This window comes from Algoriphagus litoralis (assembly GCF_003259255.1).
In the GTDB taxonomy this organism is placed as follows: domain Bacteria; phylum Bacteroidota; class Bacteroidia; order Cytophagales; family Cyclobacteriaceae; genus Algoriphagus; species Algoriphagus litoralis.
On record NZ_QGOL01000008.1, the window covers coordinates 204,015 to 219,018 of the forward strand.

Annotated in this window: 17 protein-coding genes and 1 tRNA gene; 10 read left to right on the forward strand and 8 right to left on the reverse strand. The window is 44.1% G+C overall.

Annotated elements, in window-relative coordinates; translation table 11 throughout:
• Positions 1-12 precede the first annotated feature (12 nt).
• Positions 13-1,089, reverse strand: a complete 1,077-nt coding sequence (locus DK188_RS10615; RefSeq protein ID WP_111670791.1) for a glycoside hydrolase family 43 protein — start codon at positions 1,087-1,089, stop codon at positions 13-15.
• 124 nt (positions 1,090-1,213) lie between these two features.
• On the opposite strand from DK188_RS10615, the gene DK188_RS10620 reads away from it, so the two are divergent.
• A complete protein-coding gene (locus tag DK188_RS10620) occupies positions 1,214-2,188 on the forward strand; it encodes a Fic family protein (RefSeq protein WP_111670792.1) in 975 nt (324 codons plus the stop codon).
• Here the strand turns inward: DK188_RS10620 and thrC are convergent.
• The 3 genes from thrC to thrA are packed head-to-tail and all read right to left on the reverse strand — an operon-like array spanning position 2,160 to position 6,848.
• On the reverse strand, positions 2,160-3,458 hold the full coding sequence (thrC, locus tag DK188_RS10625) for a threonine synthase (RefSeq protein WP_111670793.1): 1,299 nt from the start codon (positions 3,456-3,458) through the stop codon (positions 2,160-2,162). The genes DK188_RS10620 and thrC overlap by 29 nt on opposite strands.
• 4 nt (positions 3,459-3,462) lie before the next feature.
• On the reverse strand, positions 3,463-4,398 hold the full coding sequence (locus DK188_RS10630) for a homoserine kinase (protein WP_111670794.1): 936 nt from the start codon (positions 4,396-4,398) through the stop codon (positions 3,463-3,465).
• Positions 4,398-6,848 (reverse strand): bifunctional aspartate kinase/homoserine dehydrogenase I, encoded by a 2,451-nt coding sequence (gene thrA, locus DK188_RS10635; RefSeq protein ID WP_111670795.1) that lies wholly within the window; start codon positions 6,846-6,848, stop codon positions 4,398-4,400. The genes DK188_RS10630 and thrA overlap by 1 nt, the downstream gene beginning before the upstream one ends.
• A 664-nt stretch (positions 6,849-7,512) precedes the next feature.
• Between thrA and DK188_RS10640 the strand changes: the two genes are divergently transcribed.
• A complete protein-coding gene (locus tag DK188_RS10640; RefSeq protein WP_111670796.1) occupies positions 7,513-7,935 on the forward strand; it encodes an META domain-containing protein in 423 nt (140 codons plus the stop codon).
• Between the two features lie 7 nt (positions 7,936-7,942).
• Here the strand turns inward: DK188_RS10640 and DK188_RS10645 are convergent, their stop codons facing one another.
• The 3 genes from DK188_RS10645 to DK188_RS10655 are packed head-to-tail and all read right to left on the reverse strand — an operon-like array spanning position 7,943 to position 9,554.
• On the reverse strand, positions 7,943-8,398 hold the full coding sequence (locus DK188_RS10645) for a GreA/GreB family elongation factor (RefSeq protein ID WP_111670797.1): 456 nt from the start codon (positions 8,396-8,398) through the stop codon (positions 7,943-7,945).
• A 5-nt stretch (positions 8,399-8,403) separates the two neighbouring features.
• Positions 8,404-8,865, reverse strand: a complete 462-nt coding sequence (locus tag DK188_RS10650; RefSeq protein WP_111670798.1) for a nuclear transport factor 2 family protein — start codon at positions 8,863-8,865, stop codon at positions 8,404-8,406.
• Positions 8,866-8,876: 11 nt separating this feature from the next.
• Positions 8,877-9,554: an SDR family NAD(P)-dependent oxidoreductase gene (locus tag DK188_RS10655; RefSeq protein ID WP_111670799.1), complete on the reverse strand. Its 678-nt coding sequence runs from the start codon at positions 9,552-9,554 to the stop codon at positions 8,877-8,879.
• A 59-nt stretch (positions 9,555-9,613) separates the two neighbouring features.
• Here DK188_RS10655 and DK188_RS10660 point away from each other — a divergent pair, with 59 nt between their 5' ends.
• Positions 9,614-10,507 carry a mechanosensitive ion channel family protein gene (locus DK188_RS10660; protein ID WP_111670800.1) on the forward strand — a complete coding sequence of 298 codons (894 nt, stop codon included), beginning with the start codon at positions 9,614-9,616 and terminating at the stop codon, positions 10,505-10,507.
• Positions 10,488-10,826, forward strand: coding sequence for an MGMT family protein (locus DK188_RS10665; RefSeq protein WP_111670801.1), 339 nt, complete (start codon positions 10,488-10,490; stop codon positions 10,824-10,826). Before DK188_RS10660 ends, DK188_RS10665 begins: the two co-directional genes overlap by 20 nt.
• Here DK188_RS10665 and DK188_RS10670 read toward each other — a convergent pair.
• Positions 10,823-12,268: a sodium:solute symporter gene (locus DK188_RS10670; RefSeq protein WP_111670802.1), complete on the reverse strand. Its 1,446-nt coding sequence runs from the start codon at positions 12,266-12,268 to the stop codon at positions 10,823-10,825. The two genes, DK188_RS10665 and DK188_RS10670, sit on opposite strands and share 4 nt — an antisense overlap.
• 52 nt (positions 12,269-12,320) lie before the next feature.
• Between DK188_RS10670 and DK188_RS10675 the strand changes: the two genes are divergently transcribed.
• The 6 genes from DK188_RS10675 to DK188_RS10700 all read left to right on the forward strand — a co-directional run bounded on the left by DK188_RS10675 (position 12,321) and on the right by DK188_RS10700 (position 14,887).
• A complete protein-coding gene (locus tag DK188_RS10675) occupies positions 12,321-12,614 on the forward strand; it encodes an ATP-dependent Clp protease adaptor ClpS (RefSeq protein WP_111670803.1) in 294 nt (97 codons plus the stop codon).
• Positions 12,615-12,624: 10 nt separating this feature from the next.
• Positions 12,625-13,233, forward strand: coding sequence for a recombination mediator RecR (gene recR, locus DK188_RS10680; protein ID WP_111670804.1), 609 nt, complete (start codon positions 12,625-12,627; stop codon positions 13,231-13,233).
• Positions 13,234-13,282: 49 nt separating this feature from the next.
• Positions 13,283-13,356, forward strand: a tRNA-Ala gene (locus DK188_RS10685).
• 87 nt (positions 13,357-13,443) lie between these two features.
• Positions 13,444-13,860, forward strand: coding sequence for an RrF2 family transcriptional regulator (locus DK188_RS10690; protein WP_111670805.1), 417 nt, complete (start codon positions 13,444-13,446; stop codon positions 13,858-13,860).
• A 75-nt stretch (positions 13,861-13,935) separates the two neighbouring features.
• Positions 13,936-14,214 carry a DUF2061 domain-containing protein gene (locus tag DK188_RS10695; protein ID WP_111670806.1) on the forward strand — a complete coding sequence of 93 codons (279 nt, stop codon included), beginning with the start codon at positions 13,936-13,938 and terminating at the stop codon, positions 14,212-14,214.
• Positions 14,183-14,887, forward strand: a complete 705-nt coding sequence (locus DK188_RS10700; protein WP_111670807.1) for a phosphoadenylyl-sulfate reductase — start codon at positions 14,183-14,185, stop codon at positions 14,885-14,887. Before DK188_RS10695 ends, DK188_RS10700 begins: the two co-directional genes overlap by 32 nt.
• Positions 14,888-15,004: the final 117 nt, after the last annotated feature.

Consider the following 15,004-nt stretch of genomic DNA (forward strand, 5'->3'; position numbering starts at 1 on the left):
CCCGCCTTTATCTTATTTAAGAGATTTTACAGTTTCAATTTTCCCATCAGGCAGATACTTCAGCTCGGTCATTTTGATGTTACGGAGCGGCGTTTTTCCGGATAATTCCGTGTCGTGGTAGAAGAGATACCATTTCCCTTCAAACTCTACGATCGAATGGTGATTGGTCCAGCCTTCAACCGGGTCCAAGACATTTCCTTGGTAGGTAAACGGTCCATATGGACTATCCCCAGTTGCATAAGCGATGAAATGAGTGTCGCCAGTGGAGTAAGACAAATAGTACTTTCCATTGTACTTGTGCATCCAGGCCGCTTCAAAAAACCGTCGGTTGTTATCGCCTGCTTTGATCGGCTCACCATTTTCATCCAAAATCAGGATCTCTTTTGGCTTTTCGTCTAATTCAGTCATCGAAGCACCCAACTTTGCAATGAATGGCATCAACGCTTTTTGGTCAGCAGTGGGAATACCGTCAGTTGGACCTTTTCTTCCTTCGATTAGCTTTTGATCCTCATACCACTGAAGTTGGCCACCCCAGATTCCTCCAAAGAGCAGGAAATACTCATTACCCTCCTGAAACACCGCCGGATCCATGCTAAATGTACCTGCGATCGGCTCTGGCTCTGCCGTAAATGGCCCCTCTGGACGATCTGAAACAGCGACCCCAATCTTGAAAATATCATTCTTGTCTTTGGCAGGAAAATACAGATAGTACTTCCCGTCCTTGGCAGCAGCATCAGGTGCCCAAAGCTGACGGCCGGCCCATGCCACATCTTCCAACTTCAGCGCCACTCCATGATCGGTCACAGCACCACCTGGCTTTTCCATGGAAAAAACATGGTAATCCTTCATGTCAAAATGCGAACCCATATCATCTTCCGCTACTTCTGTTTCGATGTCGTGTGAAGGATAGATGTAGATCTTGCCCTCAAAAACATGTGCAGAAGGATCAGCCGTGTAGATAGTTTCTACCAAAGGCTTATGGTTAAATTTGGAAGCTTCAGGTTCGGCTTCGGTCTTTACTTCTTCTTTTGGTTGGGAGCAGGAAAAGGCAAGACCTAGGACTAAGAATGGAACAACGAATGATTTCATGGTTAATTAGGTTTGGGAATGACCGAAAATAGTGAAGTGGGATGGTTTAGTAAATCCTCCGAAGAAATTTATTCCTAATTTATCCTATAGATCTTACCTTTGATAGTATCAAATGATACTATCAATGAAGCCTCCCTATGATATCACCCCTGAAATTCTAAAATGGGTCAGCTCCATTTCAGAGAAGATAGGCGAGGCAAATGCACTTTTTCTAAGCAAACCTTCTCCTCAACTCCGAAAACAAAATCAAATTAAAACCATCCAATCTTCGCTTCAAATTGAAGGAAATACGCTGAGCGAAGAACAAATCACAGCCATACTAGAGAACAAACATGTGATCGGACCCGAAAAAGAAATTCTTGAGGTAAGAAATGCCATTGCCGTATATGAGAATATCAATGCCCTAAAAATGAATTCTGAAAAGACATTCCTGTCCGCACATAAAACCTTGATGACTGGATTAATGGATAATCCCGGAAAGTACAGAACTCGGGGTGTTGGGGTGGTGAAAGGATCTCAAGTGGCACATCTTGCACCACCTGCTGAAAATGTTCAGGGCTTGATCAAAGATCTATTCCAGTATCTGAATGAAGACAATGAACTCGATTTGATTAAAAGCTGCGTTTTCCATTACGAGTTGGAATTTATCCATCCTTTTCTAGACGGAAATGGTCGGATGGGCCGACTTTGGCAAACTGTTATTTTAAAGGAAAAGTACCCTGTTTTTGAATCCCTGCCTTTCGAAACGCTCATCAGCAAAACACAAAACGATTACTTTCAAGCTCTTGCCGAAAGCGATAAATCAGGCAAATCGACAGTATTTATTGAATACATGCTTCAAATCATCGATCTAGCTTTAAGCAATCTCTTAAAAATTCACGGTAAACCGATGAGTTCCAAAGATCGGATAACCTACTTTTTATCTTTGGGCAAAAATCAGTTTACGCGTAAGGAATACATGGAGGTTTTTAAAAGCATCTCGACTGCAACGGCCAGTCGGGATTTGAAAAAGGCGGTGGAAAATGGAATTATTAAAGTTGAGGGAGTTGGGAATCAGACGAGGTATTCTATCAAACCAACCCCTCCAAAAACCCCTTAAACTCCCCAAAGGTTTTTTCCATCGGAATCACCTTTTTCTCACCTTCCAGAAAAGCAGCCAATCGCTCGGGTAACACCAATTTTTCTCCCAAAGCTTCTTCTACCACATCCCTGAATTTGCCCGGATGGGCTGTTTCCAGGAATACTCCGACATAATCCGAATTTTCGGCCAAAAAATCCTTCAATCCCAAATACCCAACAGCACCATGTGGATCTAGCGTGTAGCCTTTATCTTGAACCAATTGAATCACTTGGACGGTGTCTCCATCATTGTAAAAATAGCCCTTCACCTTTTCTTTGAACAGGTTTTCGTCTCCGTCAAACAGTGAAATTAACCTCGGAAAGTTGCTCGGATTCCCCACATCCATGGAGTTGGAAACGGTAGGAATCGAAGGCTGAGCCTGAAAAGCTGCACCATTCAGGTAATCCGGCACCACCTTGTTAACATTGGTGGCGGCCACAAACTGATCAATCGGCAAGCCCATTCGCTCCGCCAAAATTCCTGCTCCCAAATTCCCGAAATTCCCACTTGGAACGGCGAAAACAACCTTTTTCCCGTCTTTTGGAAGTCTGGAAAATGCATAGAAATAGTACAGACACTGCGGAATCCAGCGGGCGATATTGATGGAATTGGCCGAGGTCAAAAGCAATTTTTCATTCAAGTCCCTATCCAAAAAAGCCTGCTTCACCAGGGTCTGACAGTCGTCAAAAACCCCGTCCACTTCCAAGGCTGTGATATTTTGCCCAAGAGTTGTAAACTGCTTTTCCTGAAGTGGGCTCACTTTTCCTTTCGGGAAAAGAATAATTACCTCCACCCCATCTACTCCCAAAAATCCATTGGCTACCGCACTTCCGGTATCTCCCGAAGTTGCGACCAATACCCTTAGCGTTTTACTGGATTTCTCCACCAGCATGCTCATCAGCTTGGAACAAAACCGTGCACCAAAGTCTTTGAACGCCAAAGTCGGTCCATGAAACAATTCCAAGCTGTATACCTCGTCCTCCACCTGCACCAGCGGAGCATCAAAAGTCAGCGTATGATCAACCAGTTCCTTGATCTGGCTTTCGCTCAAATCCTCCGAAAACAAAGCCGAAATCACCGCATAGCCGATTTCCTGAAAGCTCATTTCTGGTAACGTTTGAACCAATTCTTCGGGCAAAACGGGAATCCGCTCAGGCATGTACAAGCCATTGTCAGGCGCGAGGCCTTTGATGACAGCTTCGGCAAGTGAAACTTTATGATTAGGATTGTTAGTGCTGAAATACTGCATAGTCTTACTTTTCTTCGAGGACGTAGGCACCTCGGGTGTTGATCGCTGAGTGGTAGGCATCGACTCCAAGACCAATGGAATCGTAGACTTCCTGCGCAGCTTTGATGATAGATTCAGAGGCTTCTGCGCCTTTTGAAAGGGTGAAAAGCGTGGGTCCCGAACCGGAGATTCCCATTCCCAATGCACCGGCTGCTTTGACAGCTTCTTTCACTTCGTAAAATCCGGGAATCAAGGTGGCTCGGTACGGCTCGGCAATCACATCCCGAAGCGATCTTCCGATCAATTCGAAATCCTCCTGAAACAGGCCTGCAATCAAACCTGCCACATTTCCGGATTGGATCGTGGAATGCTTCAAGGAAACATTGTCTCTCAAAACAGATCTTGAATCGGATGTTTTCAATTCAAAGTGCGGATGAAGCAAGGTGCAATGCAAGCCATCGGGCACGTGTAGTTTGATCACGTCCAATGGATGATAATCCCGAATCAGGACAAATCCTCCAAGCAAACTCGGCGCGACATTATCAGCATGCCCTGCGCCACAAGCAGCTTTTTCTGCAGCTATCGCAAAGGGAAGCAGGTTTTTCTTTTCAAATGGCTCTCCAAGCAAATGGTTGGCAGCGACCAAAGCAGCTACTGCACTAGCCGCACTAGACCCCATTCCCGAGCCTAAAGGCAGGCCTTTTTTCAGGAAAATATCCATTCCAACCTCCTGTCCCATCTCATCAAGCATCGCTTGAATAGCAACGGCACAGGTATTTTTCTCCACTTCATAAGGCAATCTGCCTTCGTCCCCTTCGATAGCGACGACTTTCAGCCCTTTGCCTTCCCGAAGCCGGATTTCCACCTCATCTCCCATAGCATCGATGGCAAAGCCTAGAATATCGAACCCACAGGAGACGTTGGCTACAGTAGCCGGTGCAAAAGCTTTGACAGAATTCATTATTCCCGAGTATAGTTACCGATTCGAATCACGTCTGCAAATACACCCGCGGCTGTCACATCTGCTCCTGCCCCTGGTCCTCTGATGATCATCGGACGGTCATGGTAGCGCTCAGTAGTCAGCAGGATCATGTTGTCACTTCCCTTCAAACTTGAAAAAGGGTGCGACTCCGGTAGGGACTTCAGGCCGACTTTGGCTTTGCCATCTTCGAGCGTCGCCATAAATCGGAGTCTTTCTCCTTTGGCTTTGGCATCAGCCAAAAGCATGGCAAATTCGGCATCGTGACCTTTGAGTTTTTCGAAAAACTCATCTACTGAAGCTGTCTCCTGACAATCCTCTGGAACCATGCTTTGGATGGTGATGTCATCAAATTCTAATTCCTGCTCAGCTTCTCGGCCGAGAATCAGTATTTTTCTAGCCACATCCATTCCGCTGAGATCATCGCGTGGATCGGGTTCGGTGTAGCCTTTTTCTTTGGCGATTTTTACCACCTCTGAAAACGGCGCTCCATTTTCCAGTTCGGAGAAAATAAAGTTCATCGAGCCACTGAGCACTGCTTCGATCCGGATCACCCGATCACCGGAAAGCATCAAATCCTGAAGTGTATTGATCACTGGAAGGCCGGCTGCGACATTTGTTTCGTAAAGAAAATTCACCCCACGACGCTTGGCTATTCGTTTCAAAGCACGATACTGTTCCATTGAGCCGGAATTGGCCTTTTTATTTGGAGTTACGATTCCGACTTTCGCTTCCAAAACTCGTGAATAGGTATCCGCCACTTCCAGACTTGCGGTGCAATCCACAAATACTGAGTTGGAGAAATTCATCTCTTCCATGGTCTGGATGAATTTGTCCAGATCCATTTTTTGATCAGACTCACTTAATTGATGCGGGTTTTTCAGATCAAAACCATCTTCATTGAATGCCATAAATCGGCTATTGGCCAAACCGTGGATCTGGATATCCAATTCATTTGCTCGAAGCAGCTTATTCTGCTGGGATTTGATCATTTTGATGAGTGCCTGACCTATCAGTCCCGTGCCGACCAGAAAGACGTGAAGGACTTTATTTTCCGATAGGAAAAATGCCTCATGGAGTGCGTTCAGCGCCTTTTGCAAATCTGGCTGTGGTATGACGGCCGAAATATTCAATTCCGAACTCCCCTGCGCAATCGCTGCCACGTTAATATTATTTCTTCCCAAAGCTCGGAACATGCGTCCCGAAGCTCCTGGATTTTGTTTCATATTTTCACCCACCACAGCTACAGTAGCCAGACCGTGAAGCAGAGAGACTTCATCCATTTCGCCAGATTTGATCTCATAGAAAAACTCTTTTTCAACCGCTTCTTTGCCCAGATATGCTTCATGGGTTTTGATTGCTAAGCAGAGACTATGCTCCGAAGAAGCCTGGGAAATCAGCAAAATATTGACTTTGGCTTCCGCCAGAGCTTTGAATACCCGGCTGACTGTCGCACCACCTTCCATCAGACCTGCACCTTGCACGGTCACAATCGAAATATTGGACATGGAACTGATCCCTTTGATCAAAGCTCCGTGGCTAACCTCACCGTTGATGAGTGTCCCGGCGTTTTCGGGTTCAAAGGTATTCTTGATGTAGATCGGAATATTTTTCCGCATTGCGGGCTGCATCGTAGCAGGAAAAATCACTTTGGCACCAAAGTGCGAAAGCTCCATCGCTTCATTGTAACTCAGCTGCGGAATGGTAAATGCTGTATAAACCAACTTGGGATCAGAGGTCAAAACACCGGATACATCAGTCCAGATCTCAAGGTCCTGAGCATCCAAGGCTGCCGCAAAAATGGCTGCTGTGTAATCCGAACCTGATCTGCCGAGGGTGGTTGTCTCTCCTTTGGCGGTGGAGGCGATGAAACCAGTGATGACTTTGACTCCGTCATGTTTGGTGAAATATTCCTTGATTTGAGCATTGGTCACCTCATAATCGACTCGGGCTTGGCCAAAACGATCATTGGTACGGATGACATCACGCGCATCTACAAATTGCGTCTTGATGCCTTTGCCGGCCATGGCTTCCGATAGAATGAATGCCGAAAGTCGCTCTCCAAAGCTCGCTACATAGTCCAGTGTTCGGGCAGAATTTTCTTTGATCAGATATATCCCATGAAAAAGATCCTCGAGTTCTTTGAATCGAACCTTGACATAAGTCATGACCGTGGATTGGTTTTGCACCGCAATCAACTGCCGTACGATATCCAGATGTTTTTCTTCCAAAGTTTGTAAAAGATCCCGATACGCCTGATCTCCCTCGCGGGACAACCTGGCAATGGTCAGGAGATTCTCCGTCACCCCACCAAAAGCTGAAAAAACAACGGCAATCTCATGGTGTTTGAGCTTGTCCTGAAGGATGGCAAATACTTTTCGGATGTTTTCGGGGTTCGCTACGGATGAACCTCCAAACTTGATGATTTTCATGGTTACTGAGTTGTTTTTTAAAGGCTACATGGAATCTGGCAGGTATTAAAATCATCCCAGTGTGTTACGATTTTGATCATGCTCGATTTCATAATAGTACTAGTTATTAAAAGTCATTTGGACATGGCACCTGAGAGTTCAAAGCTTGGCATGGCATATCCATAGGGCTTGATTTCGTAAGGAATTAAATGATTGGCCAAATTAGGCCTGAGGGGCGAGTAATCAGAGTATACGACGGGTCACCCCGTAGTCGTGGTGGTCATTCCAGTGGCAAAAATAAAAAGTACAGCAAGTCTTTCTCCAATTTCTGGAAATGCTGAAAGGAATGAAAAAGATTTTGCTGCAAATACCATGACTGGAAAATTGACTGGGCAATCTTACAGCGAAAAAACGGATTGACCAAACAAAGTGATAGAGATCTTGGGTTTTTCTAGAATTTTCACACCAATATTCACGAATTTTTAACCTTTTGATAATTGAACTTGTCAAAGCGTTGAATTTTCACGATCGGCAAAAAATGGGATTGAGCGGTAATTTCTTAACTTTTGTACCACGTTAAAATTTCAACCTCTGAAATGCCCAAGATCCCGTATTTACAGTATAGCAAAGAAGGATGATTATCCTGTGCATTCCAAATGGCCTTTAAAAACCAAATTATAATCCTATGAAACTACATCGTATTGCAGTATTGGGACTATTGGTCCTCATTTTGGGCGGATGCAGCAGCTCCGCGGGCTTGAATCCACTCAGCCTTTTGACGGGAAAAAGCTGGGCGCTCTCCTCATTGATGGGCGGTGAAATCGATCCGAGTAAATTTACAGCAGGAGTACCTACGCTTGATTTTCTGGAAGGAGGAAGATTGGCGGGTTTTGCCGGCTGCAATAATTTCTCAGGAGGATTTTCCTTGGAAGGTACTGATATCAAACTTGATCCAGGGGCTATGACAAGAAAAGCCTGCCCCGGAGGTGGAGAGGAGGAGTTTATTTCTGCCCTCAATCGAGTCAAGAATTTTACAGTAGCAAAGGAAAAGCTCACCCTTCTGGACGGAGCCACAGAACTGATGAGCTTTGTTCCCAAAAAGGACTGAATCTTTATCAAATCAACTCTTCGATCAGGTGCATTTTACCACGAAAATTCACCTGATCATTCTTTTTCTTCCCGATCAAAAGTTCTCCAAGAGGAGAGTTTTTACTCATCAAAAAAACTTTGGTATTTTCTACTTTCACCTGACCAATACTTACTGCCATCAGAAACCAGTCCGCACCAAGTTTGAGCAAGGCCCCTTCCTGAACAGAGGATGGTGTATCTTTAATCGACTGCAATCGGTACAATTCATCCAGATCGAGTTTGCTCTGCTTGATCTGTTTTTCTAGCGTATTCAGGTCCTGAGTGATCGTCTCTCTGCTGGTTTCGTATTTGTCACCGGCACTGTTTTTTTCTTCTTCGAGAATACTTTCAATGATATTTTTGCGCTCCACATTGAGGAGCGTTTCTTTTTCCTTCAGTTGGGCAAGTGCAGTCTGATAGACTTTTGATTTGAATTCATTCATAAATTTTAGCTTTCGCAGGGTTCTTTTCTTCTGGTATCAATGATGTATACTATTTTCCAGCCATCAGCCATTTTTACGAGTTGGAAGGAGTTCACACCACAATGGCTGAATTTGTCATTGACATAAAACTGGTAGGGCGTCCAGGCCGAGGCCATTGTCCCGTCGATTTTGATTTGGTATTCGAGGATTCTTTCATCCAGCTGGGTTTCTGCAGGTGTGGAAGCGATTCGCGATACAAAATCTGCCACGGCATTGCTTCCGACCTCACTGCCATCGGGCTTGGAGATTACGGTCTGCATCATCGCATCTTTGGAAAACGCAGCGGCTACTTTTTCCGCATCTTTTGCCCGCATACCGTCAAATAAGCTTTTGATCACCGCTTCGACTTGTGCTTCTTCAGTTTGGGAAAAAGCCGGGAAACAGAAAAGCAGACCCAAAAGGCCTGCAAATAGAATTTTACTTTTCATTGTATTTGGAATTACACCCCTCCGTAAAGTTTAAATGTCATATTGCGCAAGGCTGAGTTATTCACTGCATAATGCATGGCTTCGGCGATCTCCTTGGGACTTACCCAGAGCGAGAAATCTGAATCAGGCATGGATTCACGGTTGGGCTCAGTATCGATGATACTAGGCACGAACACATGACTGCGAATCTGTGTGTCTTTCACCTCTTCTGCCAAAATTTCTGCAAGTGTCAGCACCAGCTTTTTACTGATCGAATACGCAATCGTGTCCTTAGCACTGGCCAACTCCAAAGCAGGTCTAGCGCCTACGAATAAGAACGTGCCTTTTTGTTGCTTTTTCATCACTGGCAAAAACCCACGCACCAAATGATATGCACTGAAAAAATTCAGGTGAAACATCGCCTGAATGTCCTTCTCGGTGGTGGACTCCATGTCCCCCATGGAAAATCCCCCTACCAGCATGGCTAAGGCATCGAGGTCATTGTATTGCATGTGAAACTCTCTGACGAATTCCAAAACAGCTGCCTCATCCGTGACATCTACTTCGTAATTATCATCTGCTTCTTCCACAGGTTCGTCGTGGTTGGGCCGCAGCAGCGCTATCACATGATAGCCTTCTCGCTTGAACTTATCTACAACAGCCCTTCCAAGACCTCCCGCTGCACCGGTAACAATTATATTTCTGCTCATGTCTTCTCTGTTTTTGTTTCGATAATCGCTAAAATTAGGGTTTATTTTTCGATTGAAATATGAATCAGCTCAAAAGCAGTATCCGAAACAAAGAGAATATCCGAAAAAGAAACTTTGTAATTAAACTCATCCTGCTGATCATTTTTGAAATCATTTATGCGGGAGATACATTTTTTAGACCTTTTCTCGAAAAATTTGAAATTTTCAACCAAATCATTCGGGCACTTATTTTTTTGATCAGCGCAAACCTGATCTTTTCTCTGGGCAGGTTTATCACGGTAAGGATTTATCTCCGAAGACGCGAAGAGACAAAAGTTCAGCCAAACTTCGTGTTGGGAATTGATCGAATCGAAGGTCTACTGAACAGTTTTGCCATGCTGATCAGTTTCATGCTAGCTTTTGGGATCAAACCGCTGGAGTTTTTGACCAGTATTACCATTGTTGCTGCGGCGATTGCTTTATTGACCAAGGAGTACATAACTAATATCGTCAATGGTCTGATCATGATGTTTTCTGATCAATTGGAAATCGGAGATAAAATCCAAATTGGCCGCCACATCGGATTCATCCGTGATATTACGCTGATCAACTTGGTATTGAAAAATGATTCTGGAGAAATCATCCTTATCCCCAATACAATGGCGTTGACTCAGGATGTGGTCAATTTCTCAAAAAACAACACCTATCAGGTGATTTTCGACCTTGAGATCCCCTCAAAAAACGAAATCCACCTGGACAACCTAGAAAAGCTGCTGATCGAAAAGCTTAACCACTATCCAGAAACCGCAATCGTAGAAGGTGCTCAGCTGAATATCATGGAAAGAAAGGCAGAAACTTTACTCGTCCGATTCCAATTCCCAATCAAAGCTGGGGAAAAGCCAACCGAAATACGCATTAAAAAGGATATAAATCAGGCCTTATTTCAATGGAACTATGAGCAACGACAAAGTTAACTACTTCGATCTGGTCTATCAGGTCGTAAGGGAGGTGCCAAGAGGTCGAGTGACTACTTATGGAGCAATAGCGCACTATTTGGGTTTAAAAAGCGGCGCCCGGATGGTCGGCTATGCGATGAATGCCGCACACTCCATGGCTGATGTCCCTGCTCAGCGGGTGGTCAACCGCCAAGGTCTCCTGACTGGCAAACACCATTTTGAAAATCCGAATCGGATGCAGGAACTGCTAGAGGAGGATGGAGTCCAAGTGAAAAACGACCAAGTTCAGAATTTTGAAACTGTTTTTTGGAACCCAGAGAAAGAGCTTGGGATTTAGTCTTTTTGGCGCAGCAAATAAAGTCCCAAAAACATCAGTGCACCATTTAGGATCAGGGCTTCAAAGCCGAATTTGTATCCCCAAAGCCATTTTTCTGAGTTTTGGCTAATTATAAATGTAAGGATAGGGGCAGCAACGGCAATGTAAGGAACGAAACGGTCCTTAACCTTCATTTGGGTAAAAAGTCCAAATGAATAGAGTCCCAACAGCGGACCATACGTGTATCCGGCGATGATAAACACGGAATTGATCACACTTTGGTCATTGAGCCAATAGAAACCCAAAATCATCAAAAACATCAGCCCTGTGAAAATCAGATGGACTTTTTTACGGATTTCTACTCTTTTTTCAGGGGCATATTTCCGCTCGATTTGAAGGAAATCTATGCAAAAAGACGTAGTCAATGCCGTCAACGTCGAATCCGCACTTGAGTAGGCTGCGGCAGTAATCCCGAGCACAAATACAATTCCTATGAAAGCTGAAAAGTGCTGCGTAGCGAGTAAAGGAAATAGCTCATCGGATTTAGCTGGAAGTTGAATGCCTTTACTTTCTGCATATAAATACAACAAAACACCTAGCGAAAGGAAAAGTAAGTTTACGATTACTAAAATCAGGGTAAACCAAAACATGTTTTTTTGGGCGTCACCGATATTTTTGCAAGTCAGGTTTTTCTGCATCATATCCTGATCGAGACCAGTCATGACGATGGTGATGAATGCTCCTGAAATGAACTGCTTGAAGAAATTAGTCCCGGCTTTCCAGTCCCAGTTGAAAATCTCCGAGCGACTATCCTCGGCTACAGAGGAAATGTAATCCCCGAGACTTTTGATTCCGAGCTCATTTCCAATAAAGAAAATTGTAATCACCACCGCTGCCAGCATGAAAAAGGTCTGTAGCGTATCAGTCCAGACGACCGTTTTGATACCTCCACGATGGGTGTATAGCCAAATCAATCCTACCGTAATCAAAACCGAGACCCAAAATGGAACTCCAAGCGAATCGAATAGAATCAACTGTAACACACTGGCCACAAGGTATAGCCGCAGAGATGAACCTAAAGCACGCGAGAGAATGAAGAAAAAGGCTCCAGTCTTGTAGGACCAAAACCCAAATCGGTCTTCCAAATAGGAATAGATGGAAACCAGATTCAGGCGGTAATAAAGTGGGAGAAGTACTTTTGCAATCGTAAAATAGCCCAGAGTATAGCCCAAAACAACCTGGAAGTAAAAGAAGTTACTGTTACCTACTTCACCCGGCACCGATATGAAAGTAACTCCTGATAAGGAAGCTCCAATCATCCCAAATGCCACCAAAAACCATGGCGATTGCCGATCTCCGGTAAAAAATGTGTCAGCGGTGACTTGTCGTGAGGTATACCAAGAAATCAAAAAAAGTAAAAGAAAATAAGCTGAAATGACTACTAAGACAATTTGGGGATTCATAATGGGCCGTCAGGTATCGCGCTAAGTTGTCTATTATTCTTAATTTTGCAAAATGAACCATTCAAGCACTACCCTTCCCTACATCGAGGAGTCGGAAATTCTCCTGGAAGATCTGCTGGACCAAGAGGAATTGGACCTGGTGGTCTTTAACGATGATGTCAATACGTTTGAACACGTGATTAATATCCTGATGAAAGTGTGTAAACATTCGCATGAGCAGGCTGAGCAATGTACCCTAGTGATTCATTACAAAGGCAAATGTGCAGTGAAAAAAGGCTCTATGGAAGAACTCAAGCCTATGTGTGAAGCAATTTTGGACTCAGGAATTCAGGCCACCATACTTTAATCAGGATTACTTGAACTTCCCCTCCAAACTAATCGAAGACGCAGTAACGGAAATCTCACGACTACCGGGTATTGGAAAAAAGACGGCACTTCGCCTGGCTCTCCACCTGCTCAAACAAAATGAAGTGGTGACCGAGGCCTTAGCATTGGCCATTACCAAGATGAGGGAGGAGATTCAATACTGTCAAGTTTGTCATAATATTTCAGATGACACGACTTGCAGCGTCTGCAAAAGCCACCGACGGGATCAAACCATTATCTGCGTGGTCGAAGATATACGGGATGTACTCGCTATCGAAAACACCAATCAATATCAAGGGCTCTACCACGTACTTGGAGGAGTAATATCTCCCATTCAGGGCATTGGACCTGAGGAATTGAAAATTGAATCTTTGCTCCGAAGGGTAGTCGAAAATCAAGTCTCAGAAATTATCCTGGCACTTTCAGCCACGATGGAAGGAGATACAACGTCATTTTACCTTAGCAAGCGATTAAAAGACACGGGAGTGAAGGTAAGTTCAATCGCTCGTGGGATTCCTGTAGGCGGAGAGCTGGAGTTCACTGATGAAGTTACGCTGGGCCGAAGTATTCTTACCCGGATTAATTACGGCCAAGAATAAAGATTTATTTGCGAAGGACAAATCGCGTTCTATATTTGCACTCCGATTCGGGGGATTAGCTCAGTTGGCTAGAGCGCTACACTGGCAGTGTAGAGGTCATCGGTTCGAATCCGTTATCCTCCACAATGGCAAGCTTTTTTTAGCTTGCCTTTTTTATTTCATTCCCCACTCCCGTACTAGGCTATTTGTTAAAATCCAGTATTTTTGGTTATGCTATCCAAAAAGACCAAGTATGCCCTTCATGCCCTGACTTATCTTGGCAAGCATCGGGAAAATAAAACTGTTTTGATTCAGGACATCGCCGAAGAGCATGGAATTTCACATAAGTTTCTCGAAAACATCCTCCTCGAGCTCCGAAAGGCCGGCTATCTCGGAAGCAAAAAAGGTAAAGGCGGAGGCTATTACCTGATCAAAGAACCCAAAGATATTCCACTTTCCCGGGTCATCCGACTTCTAGACGGACCTATTGCCTTGCTTCCTTGCGTCAGCTTGAATTATTATGAACCCTGCTCCGAATGCAAAAATGAAGCACAATGCGGGATCAATAAGGTGATGGCCCAAGTACGTGACGAGACTCTTAAAATATTGGAAAACAAATCTTTACAAGACATTTTAGACGGAGAATAAATTTTTTTTACAATAAACCCTATAAAATAAATAGGGTTTATATACTTTTGCTTCTCTACTCCGTAAAAAGAACCTATGATTCTGGACCAACCTTTGAAAAAACTATTTGCATCCAAGCCTGGCAAGGATAGCAATATCAAGAGTTTGATGAAATCCATTTCTTGGAGAATTGTCGGAACTATCGATACCATCATTATCTCCTACATCGTCACCGGCGAATTGATCATGGCAGTATCTATTGGTTCTGTCGAGGTAGTTTCCAAAATCCTACTATACTACCTCCATGAGCGAGTTTGGGAAAATGCAACTAAAACAAAAGTGGATGGACCGGAACCAGAATATATCAGATCTTGAGGCACGATTTCAAAGTCTTTCAGCTGCTGAGGGGCTCAGGTTGATTGCGGAACTTTTCCCGGGAAAAGTGGTTTTTTCTACTTCTTTGGGCCAAGAGGATCAAGTTATTACTCAATTAATTGCTAGTCATAAACTCCCTATTCAGATATTTTCTCTGGATACTGGACGACTTTTTCCAGAGACCTTGGATCTATTGAGTCGAACTGAAGCCAAGTATAGAACCCGGATCCAAGTATATTATCCTACCACTAGCTCAGTCGAGTCCCTAGTCAGTCAAATCGGGATTAATGGCTTTTACGAATCAGTTGAAAATCGAAAATCCTGCTGTTTTGTACGGAAAGTTGAACCGCTCAAAAGAGCTTTAGCCGGCAATGAAATCTGGATCACAGGACTTCGTGCAGAGCAAAGCGCCAATAGAAGCGATATGAAGCGTATCGAATGGGACGCTTCAAATGAGATCATAAAATACAATCCATTGATGGACTGGACCTATGATCAGATGATAGCTTATATCAACGAGAATAAAATACCCTATAATTCATTGCATGACCAAGGGTTCATCAGTATCGGCTGTGCTCCATGCACCCGAGCTATTCTCCCCGGTGAAGATGCCAGAGCAGGCCGCTGGTGGTGGGAGGATTCGAAGAAAGAGTGTGGGCTTCATGCCCGATGACCGATGTGGGATGTTGGATTAATCTTCGGCATTCATTATTCGAAATTCAGTGTTCATTATTGAAAAATTGGAAGATTGAAAGATTTCAAAATTCCAGAATCATAAAAAGACAGTAAC